Source organism: Pseudooceanicola endophyticus, from assembly GCF_018760365.1.
Classification (GTDB): Bacteria; Pseudomonadota; Alphaproteobacteria; order Rhodobacterales; family Rhodobacteraceae; genus Pseudooceanicola; species Pseudooceanicola endophyticus.
Window position 1 is genome coordinate 91,223 of record NZ_JAHIAB010000013.1, and the last position, 15,450, is coordinate 106,672.

Below are 15,450 nucleotides of genomic sequence, written 5' to 3' on the forward strand. Positions count from 1 at the left end.
TTGACGGGACGCAAAACAAACATGCAGCATACGCCTATTGAGACCGGTATCACATAGTTTGCGACCGGTATCAGTGGATAAAAATAGAAAATTCCCAACAACCGGACCGACAGTGGAGATCCCCGGATGACCCTGACCATGCTCAAGCGCATGCTTCGCCCCGCCATGGCCCTTGCGACCCTGGCCGCCCTGACCGGCGCCGCCCAGGCGGACGAGGCCAATCCCTACAACCTGATCGAACCCGGCACCGTGATGGTGGGCTCTCTGGGGGATGCCAAACCCTATGCCTTCACCACCGCGACCGGCGAATTCACCGGCTTCGACGTCGAGCTGCTGCGCCACGTTCTGGCCGGCATGGGCTTCAAGAAGGACCAGATCCTGTTCACCGGCCAGGAATTCGCGGCCCTGCTGCCCTCGGTCGCCAATGGCCGCTTCGACATCGCCGCCGCCGCCATCGGCATCACCGATGCCCGCAAGAAGGTGGTCGACTTCTCCGACGGCTACCTGGCGGGCTACCTCTCGGTCCTCTCGGGCGAGGATGCCGTGACCGACGACGTTGCCTCGCTGAAGGGCAAGCGCCTGGGCGTGGTGCAGGGGACGCTGCAGGAGATGTACGCCCGCAAGCATTTCACCGGCACCGACATCGTGCAGTTCCCCGACAACAACACCGCCGTCGCGGCGCTGAACAACGGCACCGTGGATGCGCAGTTCCTCGATTACGAGGCCGCCAAGAGCTATGCCGAACGCTATGACCTGAAGATCAAGGTCAACATCCCCTCCTTCGACGCCCCCGCGGGCTTTGCCGTCAAGCCCGGCAACGACGCCCTGCGCGACGCGCTGAACAAGGGCCTGCACGCGGCGATGCAGGACGGCACCTGGCGCGATCTGTACCAGAAATGGTTCCCCGGCTCGCCGATGCCCAAGCAGTACCTGCCGTCCCAGGGCTGAGGGCGCCTCTGCCGGGACGTCTGCCCGTCCCCCCGCAGCCCCCGACACCGCTGCGGCCGGATCCTTCCGGCCGCCTGACACTTGCCCCCAACGGACCGCCCCGCGCCGGCGGCCCCGGAGTCCTCTCTCATGTGGTTGGAAAATCTCCAACGGACGTTCCTAGACTGGGACGCCATGGCCGAAATCCTGCCGGTCATGATCACCACCGGCCTGAAGAACACGCTGATCCTGGCCGCTGCCTCGACCGTGCTGGGCACGCTGATCGGCATCGTGCTGGCGGTCATGGGCATTTCGCGCTCCGCCTGGATGCGCTGGCCCGCCCGCATCTACACCGACATCTTCCGCGGCCTGCCCGCCATCGTCACCATCCTGCTGATCGGCCAGGGTTTCGCCGTCATCGGGCGCCACCTCTTCGGCCCCTCGCCCTACCCCCTGGGCATCCTGGCCCTCAGCCTGATCGCCGGCGCCTATATCGGGGAAATCTTCCGCTCCGGCATCCAGGCCGTGCCCACCGGCCAGATGGAGGCCTGCCGCGCCCTGTCGATGAGCTATGGCCAGGGGATGCGCCTGATCGTCGTGCCGCAGGGCATCCGCCGGGTGCTGCCGGCGCTGGTCAACCAGTTCATCGGCAACGTCAAGGACAGCTCCCTGATCTACTTCCTGGGCCTCCTGGCCTCCGAGCGCGAGATCTTCCGCGTCGGCCAGGATGCCGCCGTGGTCACTGGCAACCTGTCGCCCTTGCTGCTGGCGGGGGTCTTCTACCTGGTGATCACCGTGCCGCTGACCCATCTGGTGAACTACATTGACACCCGCCTGCGCACGGGACGGCGCCTGTCCAGCCTGCAACCCGCCAGCGGCCTGGAGGAAGTCGCCGAGCTGAAGACCGCCCCCACCCAGGAGGCGCACCGCTTCGACGGCGGCAGCCTGTCGATCCGCGGCCTGCGGCTGTCCTACGGTTCGCTTGAAGTGCTGCGCGGCATCGACCTGGATGTTCCCAAGGGCTCTGTCACCTGCATCATCGGGCCTTCCGGTTCGGGCAAGTCGACGCTGCTGCGCAGCCTGAACCGCCTGGTCGAGATGAACGCGGGCGAGGTGACGCTGGACGGCGCCGACATCCGCGCCATGAAGCCCGAGACGCTGCGCGCCAAGGTCGGCATGGTGTTCCAGCACTTCAACCTGTTTCCCGATCACACCGCGCGCGAGAACATCATGCTCTCGCTGACGCGGATCAAGGGCCTGCCCCGCGCCGAGGCCCGCCGCATCGCCGAGGCCCGGCTGGCCGACGTGGGCCTTGAGGGGCGCGGGGATCACCGTCCCGCCAACCTTTCCGGCGGGCAGCAGCAGCGGGTGGCGATCGCCCGGGCGCTGGCGATGGAACCCGAGGTGGTGCTGTTCGACGAGGTGACGAGCGCGCTGGACCCGGAACTGGTGAAGGGCGTGCTGAACCTGATGGCCGACCTGGGCCGGCGCGGCATGACCATGGTCGTCGTCACCCACGAGATGGGCTTTGCCCGCCAGGTCGCCGACCAGATCGTCTTCATGGACGAGGGCCGGATCGTCGAGTCCGGTCCCCCCGACCAGCTGTTCGACGCGCCCCGGACCGAGCGGCTGAAATCCTTCTTCGCAGAGGTGCTCTGAAAGATGACCGAACCCGAGATCACACCGCTTCGCTGGGGCATCCTTGGCTGCGCCGGCATTGGCCGCAAGGCCGTGCTGCCCGCGATGCGCGCCAGTGCCCTCTGCCAGCCCCTTGCCATCGCCTCGCGCGATATCGACCGGGCGCGCGCCACCGCGCGGGACTTCGCCATCCCCGAGGCCCGGGGCAGCTACCAGGAGATCCTCGACGATCCCCGGATCGAGGCGGTCTACATCCCGCTGCCGAACCACCTGCACGTGGACTGGACGATCCGCGCGCTGGAAGCCGGCAAGGACGTGCTGTGCGAAAAGCCGCTGGCGCTGACCGGGGCCGAGGCCGCCCGGGTCGCCGAAACCGCCGAACGCACGGGCCGCCGCGTGACCGAGGCCTTCATGACCCGCCACCATCCGCAGTGGCAAACCGCCCTAGCGCTGGTGCAGGAGGGTCGCATCGGCACCCTGAACGCCATCCAGTGCCTGTTCAGCTATGCCAATGCCGATCCCGAAAACGTCCGCAACCGCGCCGATATCGGTGGCGGCGGCCTTTACGACATCGGCTGCTACGCCATCGACAGCGCCCGCTACTTCTTCGGCGCCGAACCTGAACGGGTCTGCGCCCTGGCCGATCTGGATCCGGTCTTCGGCACCGACCGGCTGACCAGCGGGCTGATGGGCTTTGCCGGCGGGCGTCATGCCAGCTTTACCGTCGCCACCCAGTCAAGCCTTGCCCAGTCTCTGGTGCTGCTGGGCAGCACCGGTCGGATCGTGCTGGATGCCCCGTTCAACTGCCCGCCAGATCATGCCGCGCGGCTGGTCATCGATCCCGGGCAGGACCTGGCCGGCACCGGGCGCGAGGTCCTGACCCTGCCCGCGACCGACCAGTACCGTGCCCAGCTCGATGCCTTCGTGACCGCCCTGCGCCGCAACAGCGATCCCGCCCCCGCCCTGGCCGAGCTGCGCGCCAATGCCCGCGCCCTTGAGGCGCTGGCCGACAGCCTCCGGGACGGCGCGCCCCGCAACCTCCCCTCAGACCAAGACCTTCAAGGAGCCTGAACATGCCCCGCCCCACCCTTACCCTGTCCTGCGTCGTCGTGATCGGCGGCGGCATCTTCGGGACCTCCACCGCGCTCCAGCTGGCCCGGATGGGGGTCTCTGTCACGCTGATCAACGACGGGCCGCTGGCCAATGGCGCTTCGGGGCGGTCGCTGGCCTGGCTGAACACCGCGCGGCGGCGCTCCCTGCCCTATCACCGGCTGCGCCAGGCCGGGGTGGAACGTTACCGGACACTTGCCGATCAGCATCCCGGCGCCGACTGGCTCAGCTTCGGCGGCGGGCTGACCTGGGATGCCGATGATGCCGCGAACGACATCCCCGCGATCTGCCGCTACGAGCGGGACCTGGGCTATCAGGCCGATCTGCTTTCGGGGGCCGAGGCGGCAAAGCGGGTGCCCGGCGTCAACGGCGCCGCCGTCACCGCCCCCGGCGCCATCCTGAACCCGAACGAGGGCTGGGTCGACCTGCCCTCCCTTATCACCCTGCTGGCCGAGGAATTCGTGGCCCTGGGCGGTACTGTCGTCACCGATGCCGGCGCCACCTCCCCGAAGGTCAAGGACGGGCGCGCCGTCGGTGCGCTGGCTGCCGATGGCCGCAGCTTTGCCGCCGATGCGGTGCTGCTGGCGACCGGCCCCGGCGTCCCGGGGATGCTGGCCCCGCTCGGGATCACGATCCCCGACGAAAGCCCGATCGCCCTGCTGGTCGAGACCGCGCCGCTGGACCATCCGCTGAAGGCCGTGCTGAACACCCCCCGCGTCGCCGTCCGCCCGACGCCCGAGGGCGCCTTCTACCTTGATTCCGGCTGGTCCGAGGAAGAGGTGGTCCTTCACGAGGACGGCACCTGGGAGGCGCGGCCCTCGACCGTGCAGGGGCTGATCGACGCCGCTCAGGCCGTGCTGGACCCGTCTCCCGCGCTCAGCGTGAAGGCCGTCCATATGGGCCCCAAGCCCATTCCCGGCGGCGGCGAGCCGGTCTTCGGAGAGCTTGAGGCCCTGCCGGGCTGCTTCGTCGCCTTCTCGCACAGCGGCGCCACCCTGGGCCTGATCGCCGGAGAGATCCTGGCCGAGGAGATCGCCCTGGGCCTGCGCCACCCGATGCTGGACAGCTTCCGCCCGGAGCGTTTCCGCCTGCCCGAACCCGCCCGCGCCTGAGCCCGGCGTACCCCGGCCCGCTGCGCCCGCAGACCATCCTGCGGGCGCACCCGGTACGTCCCCGCCGCCGATGCCGCCCGGGCGCGCCAAAGGGTCACCCATATCGCCCTCGACGGAACGGGACAGGAGTGCAAGAATACGCTGCACTATTCCCGGATCCGGTGCCGCCGGACGACGGACGGCGCCTTGCGTCGCCCCTCCGCCGGCCCCGCCTGATCGCCGCCCGTCCGGGCGCGCCCCCGGGTGCAGGAGGAGGAACGATGGTCCAGACCGATATCTTGCCGTTTGCCCTGGCGGCACTGGTGCTGCTGGCGGCCTACCTTGCGGTGCGCATCGTGCCGCAATCCGAGAAACACGTGGTCGAACGCTTCGGGCGCCTGCGCGCCGTGCTGGGGCCGGGCATCAACTTCGTGGTGCCCTTCGTCGACCGGGTGGCGCACAAGATTTCCATCCTGGAGCGCCAGCTGCCCACCGCCGAGCAGGACGCCATCACCTCGGACAACGTGCTGGTGCAGGTGGAAACCAGCGTCTTCTACCGCATCACAGAGCCCGAAAAGACGGTCTACCGGATCCGCGACGTGGATGCCGCCATTGCAACGACCGTCGCCGGCATCGTGCGCTCCGAGATCGGCAAGATCGAGCTGGACCAGGTGCAGTCTAACCGCAACGCCCTGATCGAGCAAATCCGCGAGGCGGTGCGCGCCATGGTCGACGACTGGGGAATCGAGGTCACCCGGACCGAGATCCTGGACGTCAACCTTGATGAGGCGACCCGGGCCGCCATGCTCCAGCAGCTGAATGCCGAACGCGCCCGCCGCGCCGCCGTGACCGAGGCCGAGGGGCGCCGCCGCGCGGTGGAACTTCAGGCCGACGCGGAGCTTTACGCCGCCGAGCAGGCCGCCAAGGCGCGCCGGATCACCGCCGATGCCGAGGCCTATGCCACCGGCGTCGTCGCCAAAGCCATCGCCGAGAACGGGATCGAGGCGGCGCAGTACCAGGTCGCGCTGAAACAGGTCGAGGCGCTGACCGCTGTGGGCAAGGGCGACGGCAAGCAGACGGTGATCGTGCCGGCCCAGGCACTGGACGCCTTCGGCGATGCCTTCCGGATGCTGCGGGGCAAATTGTGATGCCCTGGTGGGCCTGGCTGGTGGCTGGCTGCGTGCTGGGCATCCTGGAACTGCTGGCCCCGGCCTTCATCTTTCTGGGCTTCGCCATCGGCGCGGTGCTGACCGGGCTGCTGCTGTGGTCGGGCCTGCCGCCGGTCACCTGGATGGGCGACAGCCTGGGCTGGCACCTGGTGGTCTTCGCCGGGCTGTCGATCCTGGCCTGGCTGGCGCTGCGCGGCTGGGTGGGCGTGCGCAAGGGCCAGGTCAAGCTCTGGGACCGCGACATCAACGACAACTGATGCGCCCGGCGGCGCCGACCCCGTGACCCGATGCCGGTTTGCGGTCAGACCCCGAAGGCCGGATCAAGCGGCCCGTAGCGGTGCAGCCCGTGGAAGAAGAGGTCGATTTCCAGCGCCAGGCCGACCTCGAAATCATTCAGCTCGGCCCCGCTCCAGCGATGCCGTTCCAGCCGTTCGAGGAACTCGCACCGGATCCGCTCGTCGCCCGGCTCCAGCGGCAGGGTTTCGGCGGCGCGCAGCAGGTCGATGCGCCTGTGCACCTCCCGCATTCCCGAAAAGGCCTCCATCATCGGCCGCGTCAGCTGCGGCTCGCTCTGCCAGGAGCGTCCGGCAAAGACCTCCTGAACGACGCGGTTGCCGGCACCAAGACAGTCATAGGCGACGCAGCCCCGCATCCCCTCCCCGTCCAGCCGGTCGTGGATCGTGCAGCTGTGCCCCGAGAGGTTCCGGCAGGGCTCTCCGGGGTTCTTGTCGAAGGCGAAATCCCGGCCCCTGTCGAAGGCCAGCGCAAGGCAGCACAGCGCCGCGCATTTCGAACAATCGGTCCTGAGGTGGTCGGTCTGGGGCATGATGGCTGTCGGCTATCCCGTGGTCTGGCAACAGGGCGGCATATCCCGCGAAACGGCGCCCCGATGCAAGCTTTGCGGTGGTGTCAGCCCTGTCCGGGCAGATCCGTCTGCAGGCTGTAGCTGGTGCTGCGCCCGCCGGCGGGGTCTTTGCGCAGCACCCCGAGCGCGACCAGCTCGGTGATGTCGCGCAGCGCCGTGTCGGTCGAGACCTTGGTCATCTTCGCCCATTTGCCCGAGGTCAGCTTGCCCTCGAACCCGTCAAGCAACCGGTTGATCACGTCGCGCTGACGCTCATTGAGCCACAGCGACCTGAGCTGCTCCCAGACCCGGGCCTTGGTCAGCACCTCGGCCAGCATGGCATCGGCCCCGGAAATGGCCCGGTCCAGGCAGCCCAGGAACCAGCTCAGCCATTCGGTGATCTCGGGGTCCCCCTTCTGGGTGCGTTCCAGCATGGCGTAATAGGCGCCGCGCTCCTGCCGGATCTGCGCGGACATGCTGTAGAAGCGCTGCGGGCTGCCCTCGGACCTTGCCAGCATCAGGTCGGCGATCGCCCGGGCAATGCGGCCATTGCCATCCTCGAACGGGTGAATGGTGACGAACCACAGATGCGCGATGGCCGCCCTCAGCACCGGATCGGTGCCGTCGGGCGCCTCGACCCAGGCCAGAAAGCGGGCGATCTCTGCCGGCAGGCGGGCGGCATCGGGGGCCTCGAAATGCACCCGTTCGCGCCCGTAGGAGCCCGAGACCACCTGCATCGGCCCGGCGCTGCGGGGCCGCCAGCCGCCGACGGTGATCCGCGTCATGCCGCTGCGCCCGGTCGGGAACAGCGCGCCATGCCAGCCGAACAGCCGCTCCTCCGTCAGCGGCATGGCGTAGTTGTGGGCGGCATCCAGCATCATCTCGACCACGCCCTCGACATGGCGGTCGGTGGGGGCCAGCGCCCCGATGTCGATCCCCAGCCGCCGCGCGATGGAAGAGCGCACCGCCCGGCTGTCGAGCTGCTCTCCCTCGATCTCGCTGGATTTCACCACGTCTTCCGTCAGGGTGCGCAGCAGCGCCTCGGCGCGCAGGTCGAAGCCCAGCCCCTCCATGCGGCCCAGCAGCCGCCCCTGCCGGTGTCGCAACGCGGCCAGCTGGTCCGCCAGCGCTTCGGCGGACCAGCGGAACGCGGGCCAATCCGGCCGTTCATGGATATAGGTCACATTCACCGCCTCTTTTGCGGTGAATGTGACAGGGTTTCGCCGCAGCCTCAAGCCCAATCACCGCAGAATATGCGCTGATTGGTGCCGCAATCCCCGCATCCGCCCCGGCAAAGCGCTATTCCGCCGCCATCGCCAGCCCCTGATGCGAGGCGACCTCCCATTCGATCCCGTCGTCATCGAGAAAGTAGAAACGGCGCCCGGGGGCGTAGTCATGGTGGTTGATCGGTTCGAACCCGGCGGCGATAACCCGCGCCTCCACCGCGCCGATATCCTCCTCGGTGAAGACGGCGAGGTGGTTCAGCATCCCCTGGGTCCGGTAGCGCGCCGGGCGCGGCATGTTGGCGCCGCCGAAGTTGAACAGCGCGACATAGCTCTCCTGCGTGCCGACATGGATCGTCTTGCCGGCCTCTCGGCTGGCACCCTGCCAGCGGATCTGCCAGCCAAAGACGTCGCACAGCCAGGCCGCCGTGGCCTGGGGATTGCTGACCGTGATGTTGGCATGTTCCAGACGGATCATCGCGCCTGCTCCTTGGGGCTGGATATTGGATCTTGTGGCGGGCATTCTCCGGATTCAACCTAACTTGAAGGCAAGGGAATAAAAATGTGCAAATCCAAACCAGTAGCAAAAGGTACGCGCGCATTCGGATGGCCCATTGGCGCCGTGGCCGAGCGCACCGGCCTGGCGCCTTCCGCGATCCGCTACTACGAATCCGAGGGGCTGGTGCGGCCCTGGCGCGACGACGCCGGTCAGCGCCGCTACGACCGCACCGACATCCGCAGGCTGTCCTTCATCATGATCGCCCAATCCCTCGGCGCCTCCCTGGCCGAGATCCGCGACCAGCTGGCGGCACTGCCGAAGGGCCGGGCCCCGACCGCCGCCGACTGGCGGCAGATGTCGGAACACTACCGCGCCGCGCTGGACGCGCGCATCGCCACCCTGACCCGGCTGCGCGACAACCTGGGCAACTGCATCGGCTGCGGCTGCCTGTCGCTGGACAGCTGCGCACTTTACAATGCCGGCGACCGGGCCGGTCGAAAGGGCCCCGGCCCCCGCTACCTGATGGGCGATCCCATCCCGGCCCGGGGCGACCGTTCGACCGAATAGCCCCGCGCGGGGCGGCACCCAAACACCCAACCTGCGCGGGTGCCGCAGCGACAGCAAAGCCCTACGAACCTCTGACTTTCCGAATCACCCCTTCCCAGATCGCGATGCTGCAAAGCAGCGATCACAATTGGGAGCGATCCCATGGCCCGGGGGGGGGACCAGAAGGGATGGATTCTGTGAATTCAAAATTCCCGCACTGAAAAGTAAGGAAATTAATGCAAATAAAGAAAACCTACCGGAAACTTGAAAATTCACTTTATTTTTATGGGGTCACGCGTCGGCCGGCACCGGAAACAGATCCGGGGTTGCAAAAGATGATGTCGGATCCACCGCTCCGGTCGGTTGCCGACCTCCTGTCAAGCCTATAGCGCTAGGGTGGACAATTTGACTCACTCATCCGTGGGCTGTGTCGGCTCCACCTAACGGCAGGACAAACCAATGACAGATCTACCCGGATATCCGAGCCGCCGGGGCTTCCTGAAAGCCACGGCAGCCGGCTTTGCGCTTTCAGGCGTCGCGATGTCGGCAAAGGCGGCGGACAAGACCCCGCCGGTGCCCCTCGACCAGTACGAGCGCAGCTATTTCACCGCCGAGGAATGGGCCTTCGTGATGGCCGCCACCGCGCGGCTGATCCCCTCCGAAGGCAATGGCCCCGGCGCCCTCGAGGCGCGCGTTCCGGTCTTCCTCGACCTTCAGCTGGCCGGGCGCTACGGCGCCGCCTCCGACTGGTACATGGAAGGCCCCCATGATCCCGGCGCCGAACCGGCCCGCGGCTGGCAGACCCCGCTGACCCCAGCCGAAGTCTACCGCCAGGCCATTCCCGCTTTCGATGCCTGGTGCGCCGACACCTATGGCAAGGGCTTTGCCGCCCTTTCCCCCCAGGACCAGGACGCCGCGCTGAGCGCCCTGCAGAAGGGCGAGGCGCCCCTCGCGCCCGAGCTGCGCGAATTCTTCGGCATTCTGCTGGCCAACACCAAGGAAGGCTACTTTGCCGACCCGATCTACGGCGGCAACCACGACATGCAGTCCTGGGTCTACATCGGCTTCCCCGGCGCGCGCGCCGCGTTCCGCGAATGGCCCGAGCGCCACAACGTGAAATACCCGCTGGGCCCGGTGTCCATCACGGGCGAAAGGGCTTGAACATGGCACGTCAGGAAAAGAAGAAGGACGTCGTCATTGTCGGCCTCGGCTGGACCGGGTCCATCGCCGGGATCGAGCTGGCACGCGAGGGTCTGGAGATCGTCGCGCTGGAACGTGGACGCGACCAGAACACGGTGCCCGAGTTCAAGTATCCCAACCAGATCGACGAACTGAAATACGGCGTCCGCCTTGAGAACATGCAGAAGCCGGCACAGCAGACCGTCACCGTGCGCCGCAATGGCGACGAGACGGCGCTGCCCTATCGCCACCTCGGCTCCTTCCTGCCCGGCAACGGCGTCGGCGGCGCGGGCACCCACTGGAACGGCCTGTTCTGGCGGCCCCAGGCCGAAGAGATGCGTCTGCGCTCTTACGTGAAGGAAAACTGGGGCGAAGGCATCATCCCCGAGGGCATGAACCTGGGCGACTACCCGGTCAGCTACGAGGAGATGGAGCCCTATTTCGCCCATTTCGAGAAGGTGGCGGGCATTTCCGGCCAGGCCGGCAACGTCAACGGCGAGATCCGCGAGGGCGGCAACCCGTTCGAGGCCCCGCGCTCGACCGAATACCCGATGCCGCCGATGGCGCGGACCTATGACAGCGCCAAGTTCCACGATGCCTGCAAGGCCGCCGGCTACCACCCGTTCCAGGCGCCCGCCGGCATTGCCTCCACGTCCTACGTGAACCCCTACGGGATGCAGATGGGGCCCTGCAACTACTGCGGTTTCTGCGAACGCTACGGCTGCTACCAGTATTCGAAATCCTCGCCGCAGACGACCATCCTGGACGCGCTGAAGCGGATGCCCAACTTCGAATACCGCACCCATTCCGAGGTGCTGAAGGTCGAACTGGCCGCCGATGGCAAGACCGCCACCGGCGTCACCTACTGGGACGAGGCCGCGCAGGAAGAGGTCTTCCAGCCCGCCGACATGGTGATCCTGTCCTCCTACCAGCTCAACAACGTGCACCTGATGCTGGTGTCCGGGCTGGCCGCCCCCTACGACCCCGCCACCGGCGAGGGCGTGCTGGGCAAGAACTACGCCTACCAGATGACCGGCGGCGTGTCGCTCTACTACAGGGATGCCAACTTCAACCCCTTCGTCGGCACCGGCGCCAACGGCGTGTGCATCGACGACTTCTCGGTCAACCAGAACGACTTCGGCAAGCTGGGCTTCATCGGCGGCGCCTACTGGCGTTCGGGCACGTTCAACGGCCAGCCGATCCGGTCGATGTCGCTGCCGCCGGGCACCCCCAGCTGGGGCGCGGGCTGGAAGGAAGGCATCGGTGAATGGTACGGCCACGCCATGTCGATCGGCGCGCATGGCTCTCACATGTCCTATGCCAACAACCACCTCGACCTGGACCCGACCTACAGGGATCGCCACGGTCGCCCGCTGATGCGGATGACCTTCAACTGGCAGGACAACGACCTGCGGATGATCCAGTACATGAAGACCCAGATGGAGCCGCTTGCCGCCACCATGCAGGCCGACATCACCAAGTCGAGCTTCAAGGACATCGGCGCGCAATACGATGTCCGGCCCTACCAGACCACGCACAACACCGGCGGACACATCATGTCCGAAAACGCCCGCGAGGGCGTGGTGAACAAGTACTGCCAGTCCTGGGGCCAGCACAACGTCTTCGTCATGGGCGCCGGCAACTTCGTGCAGAACACGCAATACAACCCCACCGGCCTGGTCGGCGGTCTGGCCTACCACACGGTGGACGCGATCCGCACCCAGTACCTGTCCAACCCGCGCCCGCTGGTCTGAGGAGCCTGACCGATGAAAACCTTCCTGAAGATCATCGCGGGCCTCGTCGTGCTGGGCGTCCTCGCCCTGCTGGCCTTCCTCTTCGTCCCCGTCCAGCGCTCGGCCCCGACCGAGACGCTGGCGGCGGACTGGACCCCGGAACCGGGCCGCGGCGAATACGTCATGCGCGCCGGCGACTGCGCCGCCTGCCACACCGCCGAGGGTGGCAAGCCGCTGGCCGGCGGGCGCGCCATCGAAAGCCCGATGGGCACGATCTGGGCCACCAACATCACCCCCGACAAGGACACCGGCATCGGCACCTGGTCGCTGGATGATTTCCGCGCCGCCCTGGTCGACGGCCTGACACCGGACGGAGAGCACCTCTATCCGGCGATGCCCTACGAAAACTACCGCTTCATGAGCGAACAGGACATCCGCGCGCTTTACGACTACCTCATGACCGAGGTGCCGGCGGTGCGCAGCGACGTCGAGGAGACCCGGCTGGACTTCCCGTTCAACCTGCGTTTCGGCATCCGGGCCTGGAACTGGGTCGCCCTGCGCGGCGGCATCGGCTTTGAGCCCACCGCCGGGGACGACCTGCAGGCCCGCGGCCAGTATCTGGTCGAAGGCCCCGGCCACTGCGCGGCCTGCCACAGCCCGCGCAACAGCTTCATGGCCCAGGCCGGGACCCATGCGGGCGAAGCGGGCTTCCTGACCGGCGGTGTGGTCGGCGACTGGGCCGCCCCGGCGCTGCACGGCCCCGAAAGCGCGCTGAAGGACTGGAGCGTGACGGAACTGGCCGCCTATCTGGCAACGGGGCGCAACGCGCATTCCGCCGCCAACGGCGAGATGGGCCTGGTGATCAAGGACTCCACCCAGTACCTGAGCGACCAGGACAACATCGCCATGGCCGCCTTCCTGAAGGGTCTGGACGGCAAGGTGAGCGATGTGCCGCAAAGCCTCTCCGTCGCCCTGCCGCAGGTCCTGCCCCCGGCCAAGGCCGACGATGCCGGCGCCGAGACCGCGAAGATGCTGACCGAGGCAAACCCCGAGATGCCGCTGGGCGCGCGTCTCTACCTCGACAACTGCTCGGCCTGCCACTTCGTGACCGGCAAGGGTGCGCCGGGGATCTTCCCCGAACTCGCCGGCAACACGCTGGTGACCTCGGACCAGAAGACCCCGCTGATCTCGGTGATCCTGCACGGTGCCAGCGTTCCCTCGACCCGGGAACGCCCCGAGGCCCTGGTGATGCAGGGCTATGGCGAGCGGCTGGATGACAGCGAGGTCGCGGCGCTGGCCAGCTTCCTGCGCCAGGCCTGGGGCAATGCCGCCCCCGCCGTGAGCGAAGCCGATGTCGCCGCCGTCCGGAGCGCCGCCCCCGCGCACTGAATTCCGGGCGCCGCGCCCCGCAAACCCGAAAGGGCCGGTCCCCGCGACCGGCCCTTTTGCCGTCCGGACAGTTGCCCGCCGCGAAAATCCCGGTTTCCAAACGCCGGGCCTGCCAGTAAGCACGCCGGAAAGCGCCGCAGGGCCGCAGGACCCGGACCCGAAGGTCCGCCCGGCGGCCTGTCCAGCCCGTCCCGAAGCCCAGCGAACTGACCATCTGACCATGACCTCTGCCAACCGCCTGCAAGCTGCCCTCGATCTCATGGGGGACCTCGATCGCGTCGCGCGCCCCGCGGATGCCGTTGTCTCGGCCTGGTTCCGCGCCCGGCGCAAGATGGATGACCGCGATCGCGGCGCCCTGCTGGAGCGGCTGAACGCGATCCTGCGGCACCGGGCCCGGCTGGGTTGGTGGCTGGAGCGCCACGGTCGCCCCGACACGCCCCGCAACCGGCTGCTGGCCTGGCTGAGCCTGGGCGAGGGCCAGCCGCCCGAGCAGATCCGCCGCCAGTTCAGCGGCGCAAAATTCGCCCCCGCCCCGCTGACGGCCCAGGAAGACACCCTGCTGACCAAGCTGCGGGGCAGCACCATGGTCCATCCGGCGATGTCGCAGGAGGTGCGGCTGGAATGCCCCGACTGGGCCGCGGAGCCGCTGCACCGCCGCTTCGGCGACAGTTTCGAGGCCGAAATGGCCGCACTTCTGACGCCCCCGACGCTGGACCTGCGGGTCAACACCCTCAAGGCCGACCGCGCCGAGGTGCTGCGCGCCCTGGAGGCGCAGGATCTGCAGCCCGAGCCCTCCGGTCTGGCACCGCAGGGGATCCGGCTGCGCACGCGCCTGTCGCTGGCCCGGCTTGAGCCGCTGAAATCCGGCGCGGTCGAGATCCAGGACGAGGGCTCCCAGCTGGTCGCCATGCTGGTCGAGGCCGGTCCCGGCGATCGCGTGGTCGATTTCTGCGCCGGTGCCGGCGGCAAGACGCTGGCGATTGCCGCGCAGATGGAAAACAAGGGCCGCATCATCGCCTGCGACGTCAACGAGGGACGGCTGAAACGCGCCTCGGAACGGTTCCGCAAGGCCGGCGTGCACAATGCCGAAACCCGGCTTCTGACGAGTGAGACCGACCGCTGGGTGAAACGCCACAAGGGCAGCTTCGACCGCGTTCTGGTCGATGCCCCCTGCAGCGGCACCGGCACCTGGCGGCGCAATCCCGATGCCCGCTGGCGCGCCCCCGAGGAACAGGGCCTCGACAGCCTGATCGCCCTGCAGGCCCGCATCCTGTCCAGCGCCGCGCGGCTGGTGAAACCGGGCGGGCGCCTGGTCTACGCCACCTGCTCTCTGCTGCCCGAGGAGAACGAGGCGCAGGTCGACGCCTTCCTGGCCGCGCATCCCGACTTCCGCATCCTGCCGCTGTCCGAGGCCGCGCCGGGCATCGCCTCGGCGCATCCCGTCCATCTGTCGCTGACGCCCGCGCGCCATGACACCGACGGCTTCTTTGCGGCGATCCTGCTGCGGGAGGCGGCAGATCCGGCACAGGCCTGAGACCGGATGGCGGGGGCATGGTGCCCCCCGGTCAGATATCCGGGGGCCACCGGTCATCTGCCAGGCCGCCGGAAGGCTGCCCCGTCCTCACCAACTCCCGGGCGGGCCGCAATCGGGCGAAGGGCGTCACTATGGCAGGATCGCGGCGGGCCGCCGGTGCGGCCAGCGCCATCCCCCGGGCCATTGGCCAGGCGCCGGGTGCACGACCGGGCCGGAAGATCAGCCGTCATCGTGATTGCCAGCATGTGATCATCCAGCGCCCTACCTAACGCAGACAGCCCGCCCGGTGCGTCCGGCGGGATCCGCACGGGCCTGCCCCGGCGGCCCTCCTTATCGATATTGCGGGCGATGGCCTTCCGACTCTCGGGCAGGCAGGGCCGGTCTTCAACGGTCCTCGTCGTCATGGATCCGCCGGGGTTCATGCCTGTGGCCGTCATTGCCCGCGTGGAAGAGGGCTTGCCCTCCGGTCGATTGGCCAAAGCGTGGAGATCGCGCATTCGTCCCTGATCCGCGTCGATGGTGGGGCGCGCGCCAGCGCTTGGCCGCAGGTCGCGATGCGCGGCGCTTG

At 68.2% G+C, this 15,450-nt stretch carries 14 protein-coding genes; 11 read left to right on the forward strand and 3 right to left on the reverse strand.

What is annotated here, in order from left to right; translation table 11 throughout:
• Positions 1-126 precede the first annotated feature (126 nt).
• The 6 genes from KM176_RS19950 (at position 127) to KM176_RS19975 (ending at position 6,192) form a co-directional block, all read left to right on the forward strand.
• A complete protein-coding gene (locus KM176_RS19950; RefSeq protein WP_160895555.1) occupies positions 127-948 on the forward strand; it encodes an ABC transporter substrate-binding protein in 822 nt (273 codons plus the stop codon).
• Positions 949-1,122: 174 nt separating this feature from the next.
• The gene (locus tag KM176_RS25310; protein WP_202397908.1) at positions 1,123-2,586 is read left to right on the forward strand and encodes an amino acid ABC transporter permease/ATP-binding protein; all 1,464 of its coding nucleotides are present in this window, start codon (positions 1,123-1,125) and stop codon (positions 2,584-2,586) included.
• Positions 2,587-2,589: 3 nt separating this feature from the next.
• Complete coding sequence (locus KM176_RS19960) at positions 2,590-3,636, forward strand: Gfo/Idh/MocA family protein (protein WP_160895553.1); 1,047 nt, start codon at positions 2,590-2,592, stop codon at positions 3,634-3,636.
• Positions 3,637-3,638: 2 nt separating this feature from the next.
• Complete coding sequence (locus tag KM176_RS19965) at positions 3,639-4,787, forward strand: NAD(P)/FAD-dependent oxidoreductase (RefSeq protein ID WP_160895552.1); 1,149 nt, start codon at positions 3,639-3,641, stop codon at positions 4,785-4,787.
• A 260-nt stretch (positions 4,788-5,047) separates the two neighbouring features.
• Complete coding sequence (locus tag KM176_RS19970; protein ID WP_160895551.1) at positions 5,048-5,914, forward strand: SPFH domain-containing protein; 867 nt, start codon at positions 5,048-5,050, stop codon at positions 5,912-5,914.
• The gene (locus KM176_RS19975; RefSeq protein WP_160895550.1) at positions 5,914-6,192 is read left to right on the forward strand and encodes an NfeD family protein; all 279 of its coding nucleotides are present in this window, start codon (positions 5,914-5,916) and stop codon (positions 6,190-6,192) included. Before KM176_RS19970 ends, KM176_RS19975 begins: the two co-directional genes overlap by 1 nt.
• Positions 6,193-6,236: 44 nt before the next feature.
• On the opposite strand, the gene KM176_RS19980 is transcribed toward KM176_RS19975, so the two are convergent.
• From KM176_RS19980 to KM176_RS19990, 3 genes are all read right to left on the reverse strand, one after another.
• Positions 6,237-6,761 carry a hypothetical protein gene (locus KM176_RS19980; protein WP_160895549.1) on the reverse strand — a complete coding sequence of 175 codons (525 nt, stop codon included), beginning with the start codon at positions 6,759-6,761 and terminating at the stop codon, positions 6,237-6,239.
• A gap of 83 nt (positions 6,762-6,844) precedes the next feature.
• A complete protein-coding gene (locus tag KM176_RS19985; RefSeq protein WP_160895548.1) occupies positions 6,845-7,963 on the reverse strand; it encodes a Fic family protein in 1,119 nt (372 codons plus the stop codon).
• A 115-nt stretch (positions 7,964-8,078) separates the two neighbouring features.
• Positions 8,079-8,480, reverse strand: a complete 402-nt coding sequence (locus tag KM176_RS19990) for a VOC family protein (RefSeq protein ID WP_160895547.1) — start codon at positions 8,478-8,480, stop codon at positions 8,079-8,081.
• 84 nt (positions 8,481-8,564) lie between these two features.
• Here KM176_RS19990 and soxR point away from each other — a divergent pair, with 84 nt between their 5' ends.
• The 5 genes from soxR (at position 8,565) to KM176_RS20015 (ending at position 14,882) form a co-directional block, all read left to right on the forward strand.
• Entirely contained in the window at positions 8,565-9,068 is a 504-nt protein-coding gene (soxR, locus tag KM176_RS19995) for a redox-sensitive transcriptional activator SoxR (protein WP_160895546.1), read from the forward strand.
• A 438-nt stretch (positions 9,069-9,506) separates the two neighbouring features.
• Positions 9,507-10,208: a gluconate 2-dehydrogenase subunit 3 family protein gene (locus tag KM176_RS20000; protein WP_160895545.1), complete on the forward strand. Its 702-nt coding sequence runs from the start codon at positions 9,507-9,509 to the stop codon at positions 10,206-10,208.
• Between the two features lie 2 nt (positions 10,209-10,210).
• Complete coding sequence (locus KM176_RS20005; RefSeq protein WP_160895544.1) at positions 10,211-11,980, forward strand: GMC family oxidoreductase; 1,770 nt, start codon at positions 10,211-10,213, stop codon at positions 11,978-11,980.
• 12 nt (positions 11,981-11,992) lie between these two features.
• Positions 11,993-13,348, forward strand: a complete 1,356-nt coding sequence (locus KM176_RS20010; protein ID WP_160895543.1) for a cytochrome c — start codon at positions 11,993-11,995, stop codon at positions 13,346-13,348.
• Positions 13,349-13,568: 220 nt separating this feature from the next.
• Positions 13,569-14,882 carry an RsmB/NOP family class I SAM-dependent RNA methyltransferase gene (locus tag KM176_RS20015; RefSeq protein WP_160895542.1) on the forward strand — a complete coding sequence of 438 codons (1,314 nt, stop codon included), beginning with the start codon at positions 13,569-13,571 and terminating at the stop codon, positions 14,880-14,882.
• The last annotated feature ends 568 nt before the right edge of the window (positions 14,883-15,450 follow it).